This is a genomic window from Actinomycetota bacterium (assembly GCA_016700055.1).
Taxonomy (GTDB): Bacteria; Actinomycetota; Acidimicrobiia; order Acidimicrobiales; family Ilumatobacteraceae; genus Kalu-18.
On record CP064997.1, the window covers coordinates 412,726 to 434,977 of the forward strand.

The 22,252-nt window shown below is 71.2% G+C and carries 16 protein-coding genes; 10 read left to right on the forward strand and 6 right to left on the reverse strand.

What is annotated here, in order from left to right; translation table 11 throughout:
- Nucleotides 1-50 precede the first annotated feature (50 nt).
- Genes IPM43_02055 through IPM43_02070 form a run of 4 tightly spaced genes read left to right on the forward strand, consistent with a single transcriptional unit; the run spans nucleotide 51 to nucleotide 3,829 of the window.
- Nucleotides 51-1,124 (forward strand): phosphotransferase family protein, encoded by a 1,074-nt coding sequence (locus tag IPM43_02055; protein ID QQS25200.1) that lies wholly within the window; start codon nucleotides 51-53, stop codon nucleotides 1,122-1,124.
- Nucleotides 1,121-2,047, forward strand: a complete 927-nt coding sequence (locus tag IPM43_02060) for a PAC2 family protein (GenBank protein QQS25201.1) — start codon at nucleotides 1,121-1,123, stop codon at nucleotides 2,045-2,047. Before IPM43_02055 ends, IPM43_02060 begins: the two co-directional genes overlap by 4 nt.
- Nucleotides 2,048-2,071: 24 nt before the next feature.
- Nucleotides 2,072-3,091, forward strand: a complete 1,020-nt coding sequence (locus tag IPM43_02065; protein ID QQS25202.1) for an LLM class F420-dependent oxidoreductase — start codon at nucleotides 2,072-2,074, stop codon at nucleotides 3,089-3,091.
- 57 nt (nucleotides 3,092-3,148) lie between these two features.
- On the forward strand, nucleotides 3,149-3,829 hold the full coding sequence (locus IPM43_02070; GenBank protein QQS25203.1) for a hypothetical protein: 681 nt from the start codon (nucleotides 3,149-3,151) through the stop codon (nucleotides 3,827-3,829).
- Nucleotides 3,830-3,857: 28 nt separating this feature from the next.
- On the opposite strand, the gene IPM43_02075 is transcribed toward IPM43_02070, so the two are convergent.
- Entirely contained in the window at nucleotides 3,858-5,549 is a 1,692-nt protein-coding gene (locus IPM43_02075) for an AMP-binding protein (GenBank protein QQS25204.1), read from the reverse strand.
- Nucleotides 5,550-5,579: 30 nt separating this feature from the next.
- On the opposite strand from IPM43_02075, the gene IPM43_02080 reads away from it, so the two are divergent.
- Nucleotides 5,580-8,498 (forward strand): leucine--tRNA ligase, encoded by a 2,919-nt coding sequence (locus tag IPM43_02080; GenBank protein ID QQS25205.1) that lies wholly within the window; start codon nucleotides 5,580-5,582, stop codon nucleotides 8,496-8,498.
- Between the two features lie 45 nt (nucleotides 8,499-8,543).
- Here the strand turns inward: IPM43_02080 and IPM43_02085 are convergent, their stop codons facing one another.
- Nucleotides 8,544-10,286 carry a hypothetical protein gene (locus IPM43_02085; protein ID QQS25206.1) on the reverse strand — a complete coding sequence of 581 codons (1,743 nt, stop codon included), beginning with the start codon at nucleotides 10,284-10,286 and terminating at the stop codon, nucleotides 8,544-8,546.
- A 23-nt stretch (nucleotides 10,287-10,309) separates the two neighbouring features.
- Between IPM43_02085 and IPM43_02090 the strand changes: the two genes are divergently transcribed.
- The 5 genes from IPM43_02090 to IPM43_02110 all read left to right on the forward strand — a co-directional run bounded on the left by IPM43_02090 (nucleotide 10,310) and on the right by IPM43_02110 (nucleotide 17,472).
- Entirely contained in the window at nucleotides 10,310-10,759 is a 450-nt protein-coding gene (locus IPM43_02090) for a hypothetical protein (protein ID QQS25207.1), read from the forward strand.
- Nucleotides 10,760-11,704: an HTTM domain-containing protein gene (locus IPM43_02095; GenBank protein QQS25208.1), complete on the forward strand. Its 945-nt coding sequence runs from the start codon at nucleotides 10,760-10,762 to the stop codon at nucleotides 11,702-11,704. It abuts the gene before it with no gap.
- Between the two features lie 15 nt (nucleotides 11,705-11,719).
- Nucleotides 11,720-14,296, forward strand: a complete 2,577-nt coding sequence (locus IPM43_02100; GenBank protein ID QQS25209.1) for an acyltransferase — start codon at nucleotides 11,720-11,722, stop codon at nucleotides 14,294-14,296.
- A gap of 50 nt (nucleotides 14,297-14,346) precedes the next feature.
- A complete protein-coding gene (locus tag IPM43_02105) occupies nucleotides 14,347-15,780 on the forward strand; it encodes a hypothetical protein (protein ID QQS25210.1) in 1,434 nt (477 codons plus the stop codon).
- Nucleotides 15,781-15,909: 129 nt separating this feature from the next.
- On the forward strand, nucleotides 15,910-17,472 hold the full coding sequence (locus IPM43_02110; GenBank protein ID QQS25211.1) for a hypothetical protein: 1,563 nt from the start codon (nucleotides 15,910-15,912) through the stop codon (nucleotides 17,470-17,472).
- Nucleotides 17,473-17,479: 7 nt separating this feature from the next.
- Here the strand turns inward: IPM43_02110 and IPM43_02115 are convergent, their stop codons facing one another.
- From IPM43_02115 to IPM43_02130, 4 genes are read right to left on the reverse strand one after another with little or no spacing between them, the layout of a single operon-like run.
- Nucleotides 17,480-19,276 (reverse strand): hypothetical protein, encoded by a 1,797-nt coding sequence (locus IPM43_02115; GenBank protein QQS25212.1) that lies wholly within the window; start codon nucleotides 19,274-19,276, stop codon nucleotides 17,480-17,482.
- 34 nt (nucleotides 19,277-19,310) lie between these two features.
- The gene (locus tag IPM43_02120) at nucleotides 19,311-20,813 is read right to left on the reverse strand and encodes an ABC transporter permease (GenBank protein QQS25213.1); all 1,503 of its coding nucleotides are present in this window, start codon (nucleotides 20,811-20,813) and stop codon (nucleotides 19,311-19,313) included.
- Nucleotides 20,810-21,778, reverse strand: coding sequence for an ABC transporter ATP-binding protein (locus tag IPM43_02125; GenBank protein ID QQS25214.1), 969 nt, complete (start codon nucleotides 21,776-21,778; stop codon nucleotides 20,810-20,812). The genes IPM43_02120 and IPM43_02125 overlap by 4 nt, the downstream gene beginning before the upstream one ends.
- Nucleotides 21,779-21,806: 28 nt before the next feature.
- Nucleotides 21,807-22,211 carry a hypothetical protein gene (locus IPM43_02130; GenBank protein ID QQS25215.1) on the reverse strand — a complete coding sequence of 135 codons (405 nt, stop codon included), beginning with the start codon at nucleotides 22,209-22,211 and terminating at the stop codon, nucleotides 21,807-21,809.
- Between the last annotated feature and the right edge of the window lie 41 nt (nucleotides 22,212-22,252).

The following is a 22,252-nucleotide window of genomic DNA, read 5'->3' on the forward strand; positions in this document are numbered from 1 at the left end:
GTGACGCCCGAACGGCCAGCAGGAGGAGGCGGGGGGTACGGTGGCTTTCGATGAGCGCGGCTGGCAGCCCTCCGACACCGGGCGACGACGTCCCCGGGATCGACGTCGAGAAGGTCACGGCGTGGCTCGAGGCCAACGTCGACGGCGCCAGCGGGCCGTTCGACTTCTCGGTGATCGCCGGCGGTCACTCGAACCTGACGTTCGAGGTACGCGAGGTGCGATCGCCCGACGCCAAGCGCTACGTCCTGCGCCGCCCTCCGCTCGGTCACGTCCTCGCGAGTGCGCACGACATGGGCCGCGAGCATCGGATCATCGCCGCCCTCGCCGGCACCGCGGTTCCCGTGGCACCCGCCCTCGGCTATTGCGACGACCCGGCGGTGAACGGCGAGCCGTTCTACGTGATGGGGTTCGTCGACGGCTACGTCGTCCGTGACCGGGCATCCGCGGAGCGCTTGCTCACCACCGACGCCAGGCGACGCGCCGGCGAGTCGATCGTCGACACGATGGCCGCGATCCACGCGGTCGACCTCGACGCGGTCGGGCTCGCCGACCTCGGCCGCCACGAGGGCTACATCGCCCGCCAGCTCAAACGGTGGCACGGGCAGTGGGAGCAGCAGAAGACGCGTGAGCTGGCGAGCGTCGACCGCGTGCACGCCGCACTTGCCGAACGCATCCCCGAACAGGGACCGGCCACGATCGTCCACGGCGACTACCGGCTCGACAACTGCATGGTCTCAGCCGCGGGCGACATCGTCGCGGTGCTCGACTGGGAGATCTGCACCCTCGGCGACCCGCTCGCCGACCTCGGCCTGCTGATGGTGTACTGGACCGGCCCCGGCGATGCCCCGACGGCATGGGCCGGCCCGGCCACGACGGCGCCCGGCTTCCCCGACCGGTCCGAGCTCGCCGCGCGCTACGGCGAGGTCTCCGGGCGCGATCTGTCACAGCTCGACTTCTACGTGGCGTTCGCCTTCTGGAAGCTGGCATGCATCGTCGAGGGTGTCTATGCGCGCTATCTCGGCGGTGCGCTCGGTCAGCGTGATCCGGCCGAGCTGGAGCCCTTCAAGGCGCAGGTCGAGATGGCGGCGGCGAACGCCGAGCTGCTGCTGGAGCACCTCGGGTGAGCGAGGCCTACACGCTGCACGGCGAGCTGCCAACGCTGACCTCACCGGTGCTCGTCGTGATGCTCGTCGGCTGGATCGACGCGAGCGGTGCGGCAGCGGCCACGATGAAGACGATCGAGGCCGAGACATCGGCCGCGACGCTCGCGACCTTCGACCCGGACGCGTTCATCGACTTCCGCGCCCGTCGACCGACGATGGAGATCCGCGATGGCAAGAACACGCAGCTGGTGTGGCCGGCGATCGAGCTGAAGGCCGGCCGAGACGTGGCCGGCCACGACGTCGTCCTGCTCGTCGGGCACGAGCCCGACAGTCAGTGGCACCGCTTCGCTGATGCCGCCACCGCACTCGCGATCCAGCTCGGTTGCCACACGATGGTCGGCCTCGGGGCCTATCCCTTCGCCACGCCGCACACCCGCTCCACCCGCCTGTCGTGCACCTCCACCTCCGACCAGCTCCTCGCCCGGCTGTCGTTCTTGAAGAGCTCGCTCGACGTCCCCGGAGGCATCGCAGCCGTACTCGAGCACTCCTTCGCCGCTCGCGGCTTGCCCGCGATCAGCCTGTGGGCGCAGGTGCCTCACTACCTCGCGGCGATGGCCTACCCCGCCGCGTCGGTGGCTCTCCTCGCCGGGCTGGCCGAAGTCGCCGACGTCGTCATCGACGCCCCGGCGCTGCGGCGAGAGGCCGCCCTCCAGCGCCAGCGCCTCGACAACCTGATCTCGGGCAACGACGAGCACCAGGCGATGGTGCGTGAGCTCGAAGCGGCCTACGACCAGGCCGAGTCCGACTTGGCTGCTGGCCGCCCTGCGCCCGACGCCGGACCGCGCTTCGCCGCCTCGGGGCCGATCGACTCCGAGCAGCTGCCCTCGGGCGACGAGCTCGCCGCCGAGCTCGAGCAATACCTACGTGACCAACAGGGTGACTGAACCCAGACGAACGGAGGGTCGACGATGAAGGTCGACGGGGGCATCGGGATGGACCTCACCAAGGCGGGGGCCGCGGCGAAAGAGGCGGAGGAGGCCGGTTACTCGGGGATCTGGACGGCTGAGACCGGCCACGACCCCTTCTTCCCGCTGCTCCTCGCGGCCGAGCACACCGAACAGATCGAGGTCGGCACGTCGATCGCGGTCGCCTTCGCCCGCAACCCGATGCTGCTCGCGCACATCGGCTGGGACCTGCAGGCGTTCTCGAAGGGCCGCTTCGTGCTCGGTCTCGGCAGCCAGATCAAGCCTCACATCACCAAGCGCTTCTCGATGCCTTGGAGCCACCCCGCGGCGCGTATGCGAGAGATGATCCAGGCCGTTCGCGCGATCTGGGACACCTGGCTGAACGGCAACCCGCTCGCGTTCCGGGGCGAGTTCTACACCCACACCCTGATGACGCCGTTCTTCACCCCGCAAGCGGCCGACCTGGGCGACTTCGGGCCGCCGAAGATCTTCCTCGCCGGGGTGGGTGAGCTGATGACCGAGGTCGCCGGCGAGGTCTGCGACGGGTTCATCTGCCACGGCTTCACCACCGAGCGCTACCTGCGTGAGGTCACCCTGCCGGCACTGCGCCGCGGGCGGGAGAAGGCGGGCCTGACGATGGAGGGGTTCGAGATCGTCGGGCCGAGCTTCGTCGTCACCGGCGCCGACGAGGCCGAGCTCACCGCGGCGGCCACGGGCACGCGCCAGCAGATCGCGTTCTACGGGTCGACCCCCGCGTACCGACCGGTGCTCGAGCTGCACGGCTGGGGCGGGCTGCAGGACGAGCTGAACACGCTGTCCAAGCAGGGCCGGTGGGTGGAGATGGGTGAGCTGATCGACGACGAGATCCTGCACACGTTCGCGGTGGTCGGCGAGCCTGAGCAGATCGCCGGCGCGATCCACGACCGCTACGGCGATGTCATCTCCCGGATCTCGTTCTACGCCCCGTATCGCAGCGATCCCGAGCGCTGGCGCCGGGTGCTCGCCGACCTGAGGTCGCTCTAGCTCCACCGGCGGGCCGAATGCTCCACCTGCGCCTCGCGCACGTGATGGAATTGACCGATGAGGCGCATCTTCGCGATTGCAGTCACCACACTCCTCGCCGTCACGCTGGTCGGTTGCGGCGGAGACGACGGGGTGTCCACCTCGCCCACCGCTGACGACACGACCGCCGACACGACCGCGGACGACACGACCGACGACACGACCGCGGACACGACCGAAGACAGCGACGACGACGACGGGGACGGTGGAGGCGGCGGCGGCGAGTGCAGCGTCGACGTGAGCGGCGACAAGACGGCGTCGTGGACCCAGCCAGGGGGGATCATGGCGCTCAACATGGACTACTGGCTGTCGGAGGAGATGAAGGAGACCTTCGGCGAGGACTTCTACTTCATCGTCAACTGCAGCGGCGACGAAGGGAGCATCACGTTCATCGGTGGCGAGCTCGCCAACGAGGAGACGGTCCCGTTCGGGCCGAACACCTATGTCCTCAACCCCTCCGACAGCGCCCTCGGCACCAACGAGACCGACCCGATCATCATGATGTTCACCTTGACCGACAGCGACACCAACTGGGGCGTCGCCGAACCCGGCCAGCTCGACATCACCGCGTTCGACGACGACCACATCGCCGGCACGTTCGAGTTCACCGCCACCGACGTCCTCTACGAGTTGGGCGGTGTCGAGTCGGAGGGCACCGTGCAGGTGACCGGCAGCTTCGACTTCGACAACCCGAACTGAGCCGCGCTGCCACGGCGCCGGCGCGCCCTCAGTCGGCCAGCTCCAGCGATTCGAGCAGGTAGAGCTCTCGGCACTTGGCGCGCTGGAGCTTGCCCGAAGACGTCTTCGGCAGCGAGCCCGGCTTGACCAGCATCACGTCGCGTGGGGGCAGGCCGCACACCTCGAGCGTGCGGTGGTGGACGGCGTGGCGCACGTCGTCGAGGGTCTCCTCCGCGCGTACTTCGGCGACGACGATCACCGTCTCCTTGCCCTTGTACCCGTCGACGCCGAACGCGATCACGTTGCCCGCCCGCACCCCGTCGAGCACACCGACAGCGCGTTCGATGTCTTCGGGGAACACGTTGCGGCCGCCGACGATGATCACGTCCTTGATCCGCCCGCACAGCACCAGTTCCCCGTCGAGCAGGTAGCCGAGGTCGCCGGTGCAGAGCCAGCCGTCGCGGAACAGCGCCTCGGTGGCGTCGGGGCGCTTGTAGTAGCCGGGGGTGACGCTCGTGCCGCGCAGCAGCAGCTCACCCACGTGACGCTCGGGCAACTCGTCATACGTCTCCGGGTCGACGATCTTCATCTCCAGCCCGGGCACCGCGCGACCGAGCAACGGCAACCGCCGAGCGGCCAGGGCGAGATCGTCGGCGTCGTGGATGACCACCGGCTTGGCGATGCGCTCACGCTCGAGCACCTCGCGGTCGACGGTGTCGCACACCAGGCCCCGATGTCGCCTCGGGAACGCTCCGCCGATGGCCACCTCGGCCATGCCGAACGCGGGGAACACGCTGCCGGGGCGGAACCCGAATCTCGCCGCCTCGGTGACGAACGCCTCGACCGCTCGCGGATCGACGGGCTCGGCGCCCGACAACGCGAGCGTGAGCTGGGACAGCTCCAGCCCCTCCATCCGCTTCAGGGCCCGCGTCGCCAGCACCCACGAGAAGTTCGGTCCTGCCGTCGCCGTACCGTGGTGGTCGGAGATCCACTGCATCCAGCTACCGGGGTGGGCGAGGAAGTCCTGGGGAGCGGCTTGGACGAGCTGGACGCCCTTCGTCATCGGCAGGGCCAGGAAGCCGACGAGGCCCATGTCGTGGTAGAGCGGCAGCCAGGACACCATCTTCTCGTCGGGGCCGAGCTCGGCCGCCTCGCAGCAGGCGTCGATGTTCGCGGTGAGGACGCGGTCGGGGATCATCACCCCCTTCGGCTCGCTCGTCGACCCGCTCGTGTACTGCAGGATCACCAGGCGCTCGGGGTCCGGCGCGGGGGCCTCGTACGACTCCGCCCCCGGGCCCCCGATGCGCGCCAACACCGCGGCCATCGGCTCGGTCCGCGGGTCACCCGGTGCCGACTCGTAGAACGCGGCGAGCTGGTCGTCGATCAGGACTAGCTGGGCGTCGCCGTGGCGGATCCGCCCCCTGGTGCTCTCGACGAACGCCTCGATCGAGCCCATCCGCATCGGCAACGGCAGCACCATGCTCGCCGCTCCCGCCAGCCAGCAGCCGCGCACGATGGTCATCAGCTCGCGGCTCGTCGGGCCGAGGATGGCGACGTGGTCGCCGGGCACGATGCCTCTCGCCTGCAGCGCGGCGGCGACCGCCCTCGCCTCGTCGTGGACCTGCGCCCATGACACGAACGAGGGTCCGTCGGCGGGCGTGACGCTGCGCCCGACGAACTGCACCCCGGTGCGCGTGCTGGCCGCGAGATCGAGTCGCTCGATGATCGTGAGTCCGCTCATGGTCGTGCCCGACCGTAACCTGAGCGGGCTATGCCCGCCGATGCCACGCCCAACGCGACGCCCAACGCGACGCCCAACGCCACGCCTAATGACACGCCCGCTCACCGCTACACCGCCGACCTCGCCCAGCGGATCGAGGAGCACTGGCAGGACCGCTGGGACGCCGACGCGACGTTCGAGGCGCCGAACCCGGCGGGGCCACTCGCCGAGCCGGACAAGGTGGCCGGGCGCCCGAAGCTGTTCCTGCTCGACATGTTCCCGTACCCCTCCGGCGCCGGGCTGCACGTCGGCCACCCGCTCGGGTACATCGGCACCGACGTGTACGGCCGGTTCAAGCGGATGACGGGCCACAACGTGCTGCACGCCCTCGGCTACGACAGCTTCGGCCTGCCTGCTGAGCAGCACGCGATCGCCACCGGTGTCCACCCCCGGGTGAACACCGAGGCGAACATCGCCACCATGCGCCGCCAGCTACGCCGGCTGGGCGTGGCCCACGACATGCGCCGCAGCGTGTCGACCACCGACGAGTCGTACTACCGCTGGACGCAGTGGATCTTCCTGCAGATCTTCGACTCCTGGTACGACGAGCGGATCGGGCGGGCGCGCCGCATCGAAGACCTCGTGGCCGAGTACGAGGCGGGCACGGTCGTCACCAACGACGGCCGGCCGTGGGGCGAGCTGACGGGGCGGGAGCGGCGCCTCGCTGTCGACGCCCGCCGCCTCGCATACGTCGCCGATGCACCCGTCAACTGGTGCCCGGGCCTCGGGACGATCCTGTCCAACGAAGAGGTCACCGCCGACGGCCGCAGCGACATCGGCAACTACCCGGTGTTCAAGAAGCAGATGCGCCAGTGGGTGCTGCGGATCACCGCCTACGCCGATCGTCTGCTGGCCGACCTCGACCGCCTCGACTGGCCCGAATCGATCAAGCTGATGCAGCGCAACTGGATCGGGCGCAGCTCCGGCGCGCGGGTCGACTTCTCCTCTCCGGCCGGGGCGATCACCGTGTTCACCACGCGGCCCGACACGTTGTTCGGCGCGACGTTCATGGTGCTCGCGCCAGAGCACGCGCTGGTCGGCGCGCTCACCACCGCGGAGCAGGCCGGCGCCGTCGCCGAGTACCAGCGGCAGGCAGCGGCGAAGAAGGACGTCGAACGCCAGGACGAGGGGCGGGAGAAGACCGGCGTGTTCACCGGTTCGTTCGCCACCAACCCCGTCAACGGCGCCGCGGTGCCGGTGTGGATAGCCGACTACGTGCTGATGGGCTACGGCACGGGCGCGATCATGGCGGTGCCGAGTGGCGACCAGCGCGACTTCGAGTTCGCCAGGCGCTTCGGGCTCGCCATCCCCGCCATCCAACAGCCGCCGGGCGAGTGGTTCGAGGCGCGCGGCATCGCGCCCAGCCTCGACACCGCCACCTGGCCGGAGGCCTTCGCCGGCGACGCCCCGTACGTCAACTCGGCCAACGCGACGCTGTCGCTGAACGGCCTCGAGTCGGTAGCCGAGGCGACGCAGCTGACCAACGAGTGGCTCGCGGCCGAGGGGCGCGGCGCGGCGACGGTCAACTTCAGGTTGCGCGACTGGTTGTTCAGCCGCCAGCGGTACTGGGGCGAGCCGTTCCCGATCGTCTTCGACGACGAAGGTCTCCCGCTGCGCCTGCCCGACGAGATGCTGCCGGTCGTGCTGCCCGAGCTGGAGGACTACCAGCCCCAGGCGCTCGACCCCGAGGACGAGGTCACCGAACCGATCCCGCCGCTCGCCCGGGCCGAGCACTGGACGACGGTCGAGCTCGACCTCGGCCTCGGCGACGGCCCTCGCCGCTACGTACGCGAGCTCAACGTGATGCCCCAGTGGGCGGGCTCGTGCTGGTACGAGCTGCGCTACCTCGACCCGACCAACGAGATCCAGTTCGTCGACCCCGCGGTGGAGCGCTACTGGATGGGCCCCCTCTCGCCTGGCCACACCGGCGGCGTCGACCTGTACGTGGGCGGCGTGGAGCACGCGGTGCTGCACCTGCTCTACGCCCGGTTCTGGCACAAGGTGTTGCACGACCTCGGCCACGTGTCGAGCGAGGAGCCCTTCCACCGCCTGTTCAACCAGGGCTACATCCAGGCTCCCGCGTTCCGTGACGAGCGCGGCCAGACCGTGCCTGCCGCCGAGGTGGTCGAGGTGGCCGCGCCGAAGGCCGGCGGGGGCGGCGGCACCGGCACCTACACGTGGCACGGCGAACCGGTCACGCGTGAGTTCGGCAAGATGGGCAAGAGCTTGAAGAACATCGTCACCCCCGACGAGATGTACGACGACTTCGGCGCCGACACGTTCCGCCTGTACGAGATGAGCATGGGCCCGCTCGACGCGAGCCGACCTTGGAACACCCGCGACGTAGTGGGCATGCAGCGCTTCTTGCAGCGGGTGTGGCGAAACATGGTCGACGAAGACACGGGGTCGACGCGCGTGCTCGAAGTGGAGCCGAGCGAGGCCCTGCGCCGGGCCCTGCACCAGACGGTCGACGGCGTGCGCGCCGACATGGAGGCGTTGCGCTTCAACACCGCGATCGCGAAGCTGATCGAGCTCAACAACGCGCTCACCCCGGAGGCCGCCCACCTCGGTGGCACGCCGCGCGAGATCGCCGAGCCGTTCGTGCAGATGCTGTCGCCGCTCTGCCCGCACGTCGCCGAGGAGCTGTGGCAGCGCCTCGGGTACGACCACACGATCACCTACGTCGAGTTCCCCCAGGCCGACCCGGCGTTCCTCGTCGCGGACACGATCGAGTACCCGGTGCAGGTGAACGGCAAGGTGCGCTCGCGGGTCACCGTGGCCGCCAACGCCGACGCGGCAGCGGTCGAGCAGGCCGCGCTCGCCGACGAGAAGGTGCGCGCTGCTACCGGCGGTGCCGTGCCGAAGAAGGTCGTCGTCGTCCCCGGACGGTTGGTGAACCTCGTCGTCTAGACGAGGGCTGCTGCGGTTCCGATCAGTCCCGTCCCGGTCCGCCCCTCAGACGGCGAACACGCCGTCGACCAGGAGGAACACCCCGAGCGCCACGGCGAGCACGCCCGTCGCGCGCACCGCCCATACCGCCAAGCGCCCTTCGTGCACCGGGCGGGCGACGAGGCCGATCGCCCCCGCGGCGACCAGCCCGGCGACCACCGCCACCGTGCGCCCGCCCGGACCGGCGGCGAGGGCGAGCACGGCCAGCTCGGGGCGTAGCAGCAGCGGAACTGCCGCCGGCACGAGGGCAGCTCCCCAACCCGGCAGCGACGGCCCGCGTTCGGCACCCGGGTGCAGGGCGGTGACGACGCCGCCCACGACCACTGCGAGACCGGCAGCGACGACAGCGGTGGGCACCGAGACGTCGAGTGCTTCCAGCAACGTGGCGCCGAGCGCGGCGATCACGGCGACGGTGGCCGCGGCTACGGCGATGCCGGCCGCCGCCTTGCGCCGGTCGGTGGGCGCACCGCAGCCGAAGCGCACCGGGTTGACGACGAACAGCACGACGGCGGCCACGAGCCACGCCGACGACGGCACCGGATCGCGGCGGGGCAACACCCCACCTGCATCGAGGCGGCTCTCCGCTCCGAGCAGCGCCGACAGGGCATGCTGCTGGTCGTCCATCTGGGTCACGCCGAACCACAGCCAGGTGCCCTCGACGAGCGACGGCTGCGCGAAGCCGGCGGCTTCCTCGGTACCTACCTGCCTGTCGGCGAGCAGCCCGGCGTTGCACGACAGGCGCTCCAGCGTCCCCGCGAGCGAGCCGTGGAGGCGCGATTCACCAGCAGCGACGGCGGCCCAGGCGCTCATCGATTCGCCGTGGGTGCCCACTGCGGACCCGACGGAGGTCCGGCCGCGCAGCCATCGGTCCAGCCCCGAGTTCGAGCGCTGGCTCTCGAAGCGGACCATCACCGACAGCATCCCGGCCTGCTTGCGCGCCCAGGACACCTCCCAGTCCGTGAGGCGCGACAACTCGGCGTCGTCCCAGCTGACCACCTCGGCCAACGCGTAGGCGCCCCAGTGGTCGGCCATGTCGGGGACGAACCCCTCCTGCTCGGCCTTGTCGAGCGCGAGGTAGCGGGTGATCCGCCGCACCGGGTCACCCCACCCCTCGCCCGGCCACACGTTCTCCAACCGCGCGAGCGCGAAGGCGACCTCGCCGGTGGTGAACCTGCTCACCGACTTCGGCACCGGGGTGAGCGTCGACGCGTCCGCCCGCTCGGCCACGGTGCCGTCGGCGGCGACGGTGGAGACGAGGAACCGGCCGAGCGCGGCAAGGAGCTCGTCGTGCTCGGTGGCACCGGTGTGCTCACGGCGCTCGGACAGAGCGACGGCGAGCAGTGCCGACCCGCCGGTGGTCGGGGCGCCGCCGTCGGCGAGCGCGGCACGGTCGCCGGCGCGGATCACCTCGTCGAGCACCCGGGCCAGCCCGCTCTCGGCCACCTCGGCGGCACCGGGGACGCCTGCCCCGCGCGCTTGCTCGAGCGACATCAGCACCCCGGCGTGACGAACCCAGTTGTAGCCGTCGAGCACGGTGTCGGCCGCGGCGTCGTAGCGGTAGAGAAACGTGCCGTCGGGGCGTTGCGTGCGGGAGAACCAGCCGACGGCGGCCGCCGCGGCCGCGCGCCGCTCCGCGGACGTGGTCTGCCCACATTGCTCCGGCAGGGCGACGACGGCCCGGCCGGCTCCGAGCGTCAGCCCGAGCGCGAGCCCCCAGCCGACGACCCGCCGACCCACCCCGCTCTGCACGGAGGCGAGGTTAGGTTGGCGCGGTGACCGAGAGGCACAAGGCGCTGTCGTCGCTCGCGGTGGTGCTGATCGTGGTCGGCGTCGTCCCGCTCGCGCTCGACCGCGACAGCTTCCCGCTGTCTACGTACCCGATGTTCTCCTCGCGGCGCACCACTGCCGAACCAGTCGACACCGCGGTCGGCATCACCGCAGACGGCTCCGTCGCCCGGCTCAGCCCGACGATGATCGCGGGCACCGACGAGATCATCATCGCCACGGTGACGGTCGGCAAGGCGCTCGCGGACGGCACCGCCGCCGAGCTGTGTTCCGACATCGCCGGGCGCATCTCCGGATCGAGCCTGACAAGCGGTGAAGGACGGATCGTCGCCGTCGAGGTGGTCACCGAGCGCTTCGACGCCGTGCAGTGGTACGACGGCGACCGCACCCCGCTTCAGCGAACGGTCCACGCGCGCTGCGAGACCGGCACCACCTAGATGGTCACTCGCTGGCTGCTCACGCCGATGCCGGCGACGCGTCTCGCGGCGCTGCGCATCCTCGTCGGCAGCTACGCGGTCGCGTTCCTCGTGGCCCGCGCCCCCTCGTTCTGGAGCGGTGCCAGCCTGCCCTCGCGCCAGTTCGAGCCCGTCGGCCCGCTGGTGATGCTCGGCGAGCCGCTGCCCGTGTTCGTCGCTCATGCCGGCTTCGTGGTCACCTGCGCGTTGGGAGTTGCCTTCGTCGTCGGCTGGCGCCACCGCGCAACCGGCCCGGCGTTCGCGATCGCGTTCCTCGCCGTGGCCGCCTACAGACTCTCGTTCGGCCACGTCATCCACACCGAGCACCTCGCCGCCCTGCACCTGCTGGTGATCGGGTTCACACCTGCCGCAGACGCGTGGTCGCTCGACGCCCGCAGACCGCGCGCCGTCGCCCTGCCTGACCGAGAGCCGGGGGGCCACGAGCGCTACGGATGGCCGGTGCAGGTAATGGCGCTCATCCTCGTGACCACCTACGTGCTCGCGGGTTGGGCGAAGGTGCGTCACGGGGGAACGGACTGGCTGACCGGCGACGTGCTGCGCAACCAGATCGCCTACGACAACCTGCGCAAGGAACTGCTCGGCAGCCCCCACTCCGCGCTCGGGGGCTGGCTCGTGCAGTTCGACTGGCTGTTTCCGCCGATCGCGGTCGCCACCGTCGTCGTCGAGCTCGGCGCACCGGTGGCCCTCGCGACCGGCCGATTCGGCAGGCAGTTGCGCACGATCTGGGCACTGGCCGCGTGGTCGTTCCACGCCGGCGTGCTCGCCGTTATGGCGATCAGCTTCCCGTACCAGCTTTCGTTCGTCGCCTACGCGTCGCTGTTCGCACCGGAGCGCCTCATCGCGCGGGTGGTGGCGCTGCTCAAGGTCGGGCGCGCGCGACAGAACCGGTTGACGCCTGCCGAGTAGCGTCGCGCCAGCCCCATGGACCCCTCGGATCGCCGCTACCACCCGGGCCTCGACGGTATCCGCGCGCTCGCGGTCGGCCTCGTGCTCGTGTTCCACAGCGGGCTCGGATGGGTGGACGGCGGTTTCCTCGGCGTATCGGTGTTCTTCACGCTGTCCGGCTTCTTGATCACGTCGTTGTTGCTCGCCGAGATCGGCGACGAACGACACGCCGGGCGGGTGGCGCTCGGGCGCTTCTGGGGAAGGCGCCTGCGCCGGCTCGCGCCGGCCTCGCTCGCCTGCCTCGCGGCGATCGCGATGCTCGGCCCCTCGCTCGGCGACGCGGCGACGCGAGCCGAGCTGCCCGGCGACGTGCTGGCCGCGCTCGGCTACGTCGCCAACTGGCGATTCGTCTTCGCCGAGCAGTCCTATGCCGAGCTGTTCTCCAACCCCAGCCCGGTGCTGCACTTCTGGTCGCTCGCGATCGAGGAGCAGTACTACATGCTGTTCCCGCTGCTCGTCGCCGGCCTCGCGGTGCTCGGTCTGCGCCGGCGCGGCATCGGGCTCGTCCTCGGCTTGCTCGCGGCGGGTTCGACGGTGCTCGCGATCGTGCTGTCCCGCCCCGACCGCGTCTACTACGGCACCGACACACGAGCGGCCGAGCTGCTGATCGGCGGATTGCTCGCCTGCACCGCGGCCTCGTGGCTGGCACGCGCCGAGCCCGATCGGCGATCCACACGGGCGGTCTCCTACGTCGGCATGGTCGGGCTTGTCGCCGTCTCGGCCGCGGCGGTGCTCACGTCGGGCACGCGCGGTTGGGTGACCTCCGGCGGCCTTAGCCTGTTCGCCCTCGCGTCGGTGGCGCTCGTCGCCGGAGCGATCGTCCCCGGCCCCACCAGCCGGCTGCTCTCGCTCCCGCCGCTCCCGGCGATCGGGCGGATCAGCTACGGCCTCTACCTGTACCACTGGCCGATCTTCCTGTGGCTCACCGAGGAGCGGACCGGCCTGTACGGGTTCGCGCGCTTCGCGCTGGCGCTCGCGGTCACCGTCGCCGTGTCCGTCGTCTCCTACCACCTGCTCGAGCGGCCGGTGCGCGAGCGACGCCTGCTCGGGCGCCCTGGGCCGGCGGTGCTCGCGTTCGGAGTCGGCGCGCTCGGCGTCGTCGCGGTGGTCGCCGCCCTACCCGACGCGCCCGCACCTGCTGCCGAGAGCCCGACCCCCGTGCTGTTGACGCCGGCCACCGCTGCGCCGACCGCGTCGCCGATCGCGTCGACGACGCCGCCCTCCACCTCACCACCGACGACGCAGACCACCCTGACGGCACCGACGACCACCGCCCCCGCGCGCCGGCCGGTGGTGCTCGTGCTCGGCAGCGACGGGGCGCTCGCCGGTGTGCTCGGCTCGCTCGGCTCGACGACGATCGACGTCGTCGACCGCTCCGACCCGACCTGTCCGGTCTTCGAAGCCGCCGCTGTCGACGACGGCGCAGCACGGGACGTGGCATGCGCCGGTTTCCGCCGGTTGTGGGTCGACGAGATGGCGGCCAGCACACCCGACGCGGTGGTCGTCGGCATCGGAGCAGCAGAGCGGGTGCCCTACCGCCTGGCGACGGACGGCGAATGGCGCCAGGTGGGCACCGATCGGGACAGCTTGCGCCTGGAGGAGATGGTGACCGCGATCGGGCTGCTCGACGCGTTCGCCGCGCCGGGCTTCGTGCACGATGCCGGCCCGGCCGACGACATCGTCGCGTCGGCGGTCGCCCTTGCGCTCGACGCCCATCGCGGCCTCGGACGCCTCGACCTCACCGCCGCCGATCCACTGGATCAAGTCGTCGACGCCGCGGTCGCCCACCGTGACGGCACCCTCGTCACCGCGAACGTGCCCCGATTGCTCGTCGTCGGCGACTCGACCGCCCGCAACGTCGCCGAGGGGCTCGCCGGCGCGGCGGAGGGCCGGCTCGAGGTGGTCTCCGCCGGCGCGGAGGGATGCCCGCTCGTACGCACCACGGGGGTCGAGGCCCTTCCGGGCGAGCAGCGGCCCACCGACTACTGCCCGACGCATGCCGGCTGGGCCGACACGATCGAGGCGTTCCAGCCCGACGCAGTGCTCGCGGTGGCCGGCCCTGCCGAGCAATGGGTGCAGCACTATCCCGACATCGAGGGTTGGCATGCTCCGGGCAGCCCGGGGTGGGTCGACTGGCACGATCGTGAGCTGGCCGCGATCCACGAGGTGCTGGCCACCCGTGGCCTGCCGATGCTGCTGCTCGACGCGCCGGCCCTGCGCGATGTCCGTGACCGCCTCGGCGACGAGCCCGAGCACGTCGCGGCGTGGAACGCCCAGATCGACCGCTGGGACTCTGCGTGGGTGTCCGTCGTCGAGGTGCCGTACGCGATGTGGTTCAGCGATCCCGACAGCGACCTCGGTCGTTCGGAGCGCCCCGACGGCGTCCACGCTTCGCCCGACGTGAAGGTACGCATCGCCGGCGAGCACCTGGTTCCCCGTCTGCTCGCCGCACTCGACGCGATGCGTGTCGAGATGATCGCGAGCGGGTGCCTCGTCGCTGCGACCGACGGCAGCGAGTCCCTCGACGTCGAGGCCTGCCGCGCCCGGGGGTGACGTTCGCCCCTGCCGCTCGATGCCGGCCGGGGGTGACGATGGCGATGGCTATGGCGAGCTTCTCCCCACCTCCACCGATGCGCAGGGCGAAGCGCGCCAAGCTGGCCGGCCTCGCGGTGATCGCGCTGACCGTGGTCGTGCTCCTGGTGCTCGCCGCGATCGTCGTCGTGCAGCACCGCCGCGACGAACAGCGATTGGACGACGCGCACGCCCTCTACCTCGACGGCCGCTGCGAGGAGGCGATTGCCGGCTTCGACGAGCTGCTCGACGCCAGCCGCCTGGTCGACACCGGAGGCGTGGAGGCTGTGGCGAGCGACCAGCGCGCCGAGTGCCGGGAGGTCCTCGACCTCGACGAGCTGGCCGCCTCGGACCCCGCGGCCGGCTTGATCGGTTACCGGGACTTCCTCGACGCGAGGCCGGGCACCGTGCTGCGCGACATGATCGCGGGCCGGGCCCAGGCCCTCGTCGGCGAGGCCGACCTCGTCGCGGTGGCGACCCTCGATACGTGCGACGCGCTCGACTCGTTCACCGCGGCCGGCCTCGTCGGCACCGAGCGGCTGCCCGAGCTGCAGGCGCACTGCGCCACCACGTACGCGGAGGCCGGCAGCGACGACGAGGCCTTCGCGATGGCCACGGCCGCACTCGGCGCGGACCTCGACGGTGAGCTGCGCGACCAGGCGATAGGGGTCCTGCTGGCCAGCGAGCAGGCGTGTACCGACGCGGTCGGGACCGAGGCGTTGGCGGGCATCGCCGAGCTCCCCGACCAGCTCGCCCCGTTCCTGCAGCGCTGCATGGCCGCCGCAGGAGACGCCGAGTCCCTGGCCACGCTCCAGATCGAGTTCCTCGCCAGGCTCGCGATGCACCCCGACGCACCTGTGGTCGAGGCCGCGCTGCTCGAGAACTCCGCCGCGTGCTCGATGCTCGACCAGATGCGCGCTGAGCCCGCGATCGTGATCCGCGCCGGCTTCCTCGCCACGAAGACGCTCGGCTGCGCGCAGTTCAGCGAGTTCGTCGGCGACCCAGCAACTGCCGCGACCAATTACCAGTGGTTCCTCGACAACGCGCCGTTCGACCCGCGGGCGGTCGAGGCGCGCGACGGCCTCGCGCGCAGCCTCGTCAAGCAGGCGCAGCTGCAAGGTGCCGGGGAGTTGCCCGCGCCGACACCTGCAGGCGGCTCGGGGGGAAACCACACCCGAGTGGTGATCTACAACGACTCGCCCGAGGAACTGCAGATCGTGCTGAGCGGCCCAGAGAGCCGGATCGAGATCATGCCGGCGTCGCCGACGTCGGACACCTACTCGCTGGTCGGTCCGCCGGTCTGCAGGACCGACGTGCCGGTGCTCCAGATCGAGGTCGACTCCGGTGTGTACGACGTGCTGGTGAGGGCGACGAGCGGAGGTGTCTCGCCGTTCGTCGGCTCTTGGACGCTCGACGCCGGCGCCGCCTACGACTCGTGCTTCTTCGTCGTGACCACCATCGGCTGAACCCCTCCGCGCCCGAGCGCGAGGCACCGGGACGTTCGCCTCTGGCACCAGCGCGCGAAGGGCGCACACTCGGATTGCAGACGGGCGGCTGCCTCGTTCGGCGTCGTTCCCGTCGAGGAGGTGGTCACGGTGACGAATGGCACCTCGCAGTGGGGCCCTCCCTCGCCCGAGAACCGGTCGACAGCCGTCTTCCTTCACACCGAGCCAGGGCACAGCCCCGATCGCCACCACCGGATCGTCTTGTTGCGCATCGCGGCAACCGTCCTTGCCGTAGGGGGGCTCGTGGTCGCCGCCGGGCTGGTGCTCACGAGGAACGGCGGCCCAGATCCCGGCACCGACAGCCCGCTGAGCAACCCGCCGCCCACGACCGCAGCGTCGGCACCGGCGGACTTCGCGCCAGCTCATGAAGCGTTCCTGGCCGGCGACTGCGATGGCGCAGTGGCTCTTTACGACGAGGCACTCGACGACGCGCCCGACGCCGACAGCGACGCAGTCGCGACGGCCCGCTTCGAGCGGGACGAGTGCGCCGCGCTGCTTGCCGCGACGCAGGGTTCACCGGCGGCTCCCGAGCTGCTGATCGCGTATGTCGAGTTCATGGAGGGCCGGATGTACTCCGCGCTCTCCGATGTCGTCAGGAACGACGCGCAAGCGCTCGTCGAGTCCGCGGGCGCGCAGTTGTGGACGGTGGCCACGTGCGACGAACTGAACGCGCTGGAGAGGGAGGGCATCGTCGCGGACAGTGACGACCCCGCGATTCAGATCTCGTGCGCGGTCGCGTACGACGCCGCCGGCCGCGCGGACGACTCGCTGCAGTTCGCGATGTCCGTGCTGAGCGGATCTCCCGGACCCGAGGTCGCCGCGCAGGCCTCGGCGCTGGTGGTCGACAACCCCGCAGCGTGCGGATCACTCGACCTCGTGCGCGACCTGACCGGGATCGACGCCCGCCCCGACGAGCTGGCGACGTTGCTGCACACGTGCATCGCGGACGCACTCTCCGCGGACAACCTGACCGGAGCCCCAGCTCCACGGCTCGCTGCCTCGTTGCAGATCGAGTTCCTGGCCAGCTTGGCCACCCACCCGGACGCGCCGGCGGTGGAGGCAGCGCTACTCGAGAACACCGACGCCTGCCAGTTCCTCGACCAGATGCGAACCGAGCCAGCGATCGCCATCCGCTCCGGCTTCGTCGCCACGAAGACGCTGACATGCGCGCAGTTCAGCGACTTCGTCGGCGACCGTGACGCGGCGATGACCGGCTACCAGTGGTTCCTCGACAATGCCGGGGCTGACCCCCGCGTGTCGATCGCTCGCGACGGCCTGGCCCGGCTGACCCACGCCAAGGCCCGTGAGGACGGCGCCGACATCGCCTCCGCACCGGAGCGCTCGGGCAGCTCGGGCAGCTCGCTCAGCCGGGTGGTCATCTACAACGACTCCCCCAACGAGCTGAGGATCGTCGTCAGCGGGCCGGAGAGTCGGATCGAGGTCGTTCCCGCCTCGCCGACCTCGGGCGAGTACTCCAGCATCGGACCGCTCTTCTGCCGCACGGACGTTCCCTCGATCACGATCGACCTGCTGCCTGGCACCTACGACGTGCTCGTCAGCGGTGGCTCTTTGAACCCGGTGTTCGGTTCATGGCCGCTCGCGCAAGGTGCCGAGTACGCGACCTGCTACTTCGTCGTGACGACGTTCGGCTGAGAGGTCTTCAGTCGACGATGCGCACGATGGTCGCGTCGCCGATCGCGTCGACCGCGTCGGGGACCACTGTCACCGGTCCGAGCGCCAGGAGCTGCGCTTCGTCGTCACCCGTCGGCTCCCGCTTGCCGTGCTCGAACAGCAACACGTACCGGCGGTCGCCGACGACGCTGCGCACGCCGAGGTCGTTGCGGGTCAGGAGGACTGGGCTCGTCGTGCACGACGAGTACCACGTGATCTGCGGGCCGTAGGTGGTGAGCACCCCGCACGTCCCTTCACCGTCGTCGGCGATGGCGCGTGACGCGTCGACGAGCACCTGGAACGAGCGGCTCCGGCTCTCCGCGTTGCGGTCGACGAAGCGCGCGGTGTCGACCGCGGGGGCGAGCCACGCGAGTACCGCAGCAGCCAGGGCGGCGACGGCCCACCGCCGCTCGCCACGCCGGCCGATCCAGGAGGCGAATCGAACGACGACCGCGGCACCGGTGGCGATCAACAGCCACACGGGAAAGAACACGAAGCGCTCCTCGCCGTGGGCGACGAGGCCGAGCGGCACGACCGAGACGGCCACGACGACGGCGACGAAGATCGCCGTGCGGGCATCCCGATCGAGTCGCCGCCGGCCGATGGCGCGAACGATGCCGAGCACGACGCCGAGCGCGGCGACGGCGATCGCGATCGCCCCGGTTCTGCCGGCCAGGTCGTCGGGGAACATCTCGGCGTAGTCGCCAAGTCCCTCGCCGAGGTATGCGCGTCCGCCCTTGCCCTGCGTGTAGGTGACCACCCCCCACGGGGTGCCCGTCTCGGCCATGGCCCAGATCGCGTGAGGCAGCAGCAGGACGACGGTTAGTGCTGCCGTGCGCCAGAGCACCGGGAGCAGGCGGCGCACCTCCGCCGGCCAGGCAGCCAGGGCACCGAGCGCCATCGCCACGACGGCCAGCGACGACTGGTAGCGCATGTAGAACGCGGCCGCGACGAGCGGCGCCAGCCAATAGGCACGCCTCAGTGCGACTGATGGGTCACGCAGCAGACCGAGCACGAGCCAGCAGCTGGCCAGCAGCAGGCCGGCGGCCGGCACGTCGGTGAGGTACTCGCTGCCGCGGCGCAGGTACGCCACCGAGGCACCGACCACACCGACGGCGAGGGGCACCGCCCACCAGCCGCCGAGCCGGTGCGCGACGAGGCCGACCGCGCCGAGGGCGCCGAGCGCGAGCAGCACGGCGAGCACGCGCAGCGGCCCCTCGGCCGAGCCGATGGCGACGAGCGGCGCGCCGAGCAGCGAGAGCAGCGGGGCGCGGTGCAGGTCCCACCCGCTGGCCGGGGCATCCCCGACCCACGATCTGGCCTTCACCGCATAGGCCGACTCGTCGTGGCCGAGCGCTCCGCCCGAGATCACCGCGCGAGCGGTCGCCACCACCACGAACGCAGCCAGCAGCGCGAGCGCGACGGCGATCACGAACCGGGAGTCGAGCAGCTGTGGGCGGCGGCTCACGACGAACGCCCAGACGCCGATCGCCACCAATCCGCCGACGACGCCGGCGACGAGCCTGGTCGCTCCCGAGCCGCCGTCCACGGCCACCACTGCCAGGAACCCGACGGCGGCACCGAGGGCCAGGGCAACGCCCGCGGTGCGGTCCGCGGGGCGGGGGCGGGTGACGACGGCGAGACCGAGCGCAGCGGCGGCAGTGAGCGCACGATCCGTCTCGGGGATCGCCGCGCGGCCGAACAACGCCGCCGCGCAGACCGCCACGTACGCGCCGGCCCACACCACTGCGGCCGCGCCGAGGAGCGTGGCCGCGCGGACTCGCATGGGTGCGGACGCTACCGGCGCGTCGCCATCGCGGTCAGGTCGGTCGCAGCGCCCGGCGCAGCGCCGTCGAGGCGACGAACAAGTACACCGCACTGAGCGCGGCGAGCCCGCCGATGTCGGCGACGCTGGGGTCGACGCCGCGCAGCATCACGTCCTGCAAGGCACGGATCCCGTAGGTGACGGGGAGCGCGAACGACAGCAGGCGTATCGGGTACGCCAGGTCGTCGAGAGAGAGGATGAAGCCGCTGAAGAACAGCCCGCCGAGCAGCGTCAGCATCGCCCATTGCACGGCCTGGCTCTCCGTCGAAGAAGCCGCCGACAGCACCATGCCGAGGCCGAGCGAGGCCAGCACGACGCCGGCGACGATCGGCACGAGCCACACCACCGAGCCCTGCATCGGCACGTCGAGGGCGAACACGCCGGCGGCGAGGAGCCCCGCGCCGACGAGACCGCCGACGACGAGGTAGGCGAGGAACTTGCCGGTCAGGATGTGCACCGACGACATCGGCCCGGCACGCAGCACCTCGAAGAGGCCCGTGCGGCGGTCCCGCAGCAGCGACAACGCGGCGAGGGTCAGCGCGAGGTGCGACAGCAACAGCGCGATCGAGGCCGGGCTGAAGTACGCGGTCGGGGTCACGGCCTCGGCGAGCGTGCTCTCGGTCTCGCTCTCGAACGGCTGCACCAGCAACTCCGGCGACAGCGTGGTCAGCGTGACGAAGGTGTCGGCCAGCTCACGCAACTCGGTGGCGAGCAGCCCTACGGCGGCGGGATCGTCCAGGTCCGCGTCGCTCAGCCGTTGACGCAGGTCGACGAGCCGGTCACGGGCCGCGACGAGGCCGGAGTCGACGTTCTCGACCGTCTCCACGGCGTCGGCCGTAGGGGCGGTGCCTGTCGAGAGCCTGGTGAGCACCACCTGCGAGCCGGTCGCCACCTCGGCGAGATCGCCCAGGTGGGAATCGATCTCGCGGACCAGCTCCGCCGAGCGCTCGCCGGCGGAGCCGTCGGCCTCGAGGGCGGCCGCACCAGCGGAGACCTGTTCGGCGATGGCGGCCGCCGGGCTGAGGGCCCCTTGGGCCTGACCGGCGGCAGCGGCGAGCACGGTCGCGTTCACCTGCTGGATCGCCAGCCGGGCGGCGACCTCGACCGCGGTCCGGCGAATCGGGTCGATCTCGTCGTGCACCACCTTGATCACTGCGTGCTCGCCGGCGCGCAGGTCGCCGAGTGCGTCCTCCGGGAACACCACCACCAGGTCGGTCTCGTCCTTGCGGAGAGCTTCCAGGGCGACGGCCTCGTCGTCCAGGTAGTCCCCGGCGTCGATCAGCTCGGAGAGCTCGTCGCGGTAGTCGTCGACGACCTGTTCGTAGATCGAGCCGTCGGGGCCGACGAACGTCGTGTGCATCAGCATCGGCCGGCCGGAGTAGCCGAGCCCGAAGAGCGCGAGCACCAGGAACGGCCCGAGCACCATCAAGGCGACGAGGCGCGGCTGGCGCACGATCTCGACCAGCTCCTTGCGGAAGAACGCGAAGGCTCGGATCATGCCGGAACCCCCGCCGCCTCGGCCGTGCTGGCTCGATGCTGCTCGACGATCCGCACGAAGGCCTCGTCGAAGTCGGCCACGTACTCGCCGGCGTCGACCACCCGCGGCCCCGCATCGGCAGTGCCGGAGCGCAACACGTCGAGGGCACGGTTCGCGTCCTCGACCACGACGCGCACGCTGACGTCGGAGAAGCGCTCCACGCTGCGGGCACCGATCTCGGGAGTGGCCAGGGCGGCCATGTCCGCTTCGGTGGGCGGCCGTTCCAGGTCGACGCGCACGACGTCGCCCCCGAACGCGGCGCGACGCAGGTTGGCCGGAGTCTCGACCATCAGCAGCTGGCCGTCGGACAGCACGCCGACGAGGTCGCAATAGGCGGCTTCGCCGACGTACTGCGTGGTGACGAGCATCGTCGAGCCGCCGGAGGCGACGGTGCGGAACTCGCTCCAGAACTTCTCCCGCAGGATCGGGTCGATGCCGGCGGTCGGCTCGTCGAGGAACGCGAACGCGGGAGAGTGCACGAACGCCGCGGCGAGCGCGAGGCGGCGCTGCATGCCCCCCGACACCTGGTTCACGCGCTTGCGCCGGTCAGGCGTCAGCTCCACCCAGTCGAGCAGTGCAGCCAACCGCCGGCGACGGCTGCGCCATGACAACCCGTACATCGAGGCGTGGAAGCGCAGGTTCTCCGCAACAGTGAGGTCGTCGAACAGCGCGGGGATCTGCGGCAGGTAGCCGATGCGACGTCGGTCGCGCTTGGAGAGCTGCGTGGAGTTGCGCCCCCCGACGTAAGAGGTGCCACTCGTCGGGCGGAGCAGGCCGGTGAGCAGGCGCACGGTGGTCGTCTTGCCGCACCCGCTCGGCCCGATCAGGCCGACGATCGTGCCCGGCTCCACGCTGAGATCCAGGTTGTCGACCACCACCTGGCGGGAGAACTGCCTCGTCAGGCCGGCGGCCTCGATCCCGGGCACGGTCGTTCAATCGTTGTCGTTCGGGTGTTCAGCTGGGAGCCGTCGCGTGGGCGCCGCTGGGCACCTTCGTCGCGCCGGACGCACCGACCGAGCTCCCTGCAGAATCGACGGGCGAACCGCTGCTGCCCCGGTCGTCTCGCTGGGCAGCTCGATCACGGTCCGGGTAGGTGCCACCGATCGAGGTGGACTTCGCCCGCCGACCCTGCATCAGGCGGCAGGCGACTGCAGTGGCGACGCCGGCAACAACCAGCGCGATCAGCGCCATGGGCTTCCTGTTGCGGCGCGACCGGCGGCGCTTGGCGCTCGTCGGCATCGGCAGCGAGCTCTCCTCGATCCTCGTCTTGGCCTCGTCGACCAGGTCTGAGAATGTGCTGGCCGTCGATTCGGCGGCTGTCTTCACGGTCTCGGCGGCGAGCTTCAGCGTTCCGGACATCGATTCCTCCTCGGGTACACGAATGCGGCGAACGGTCACCG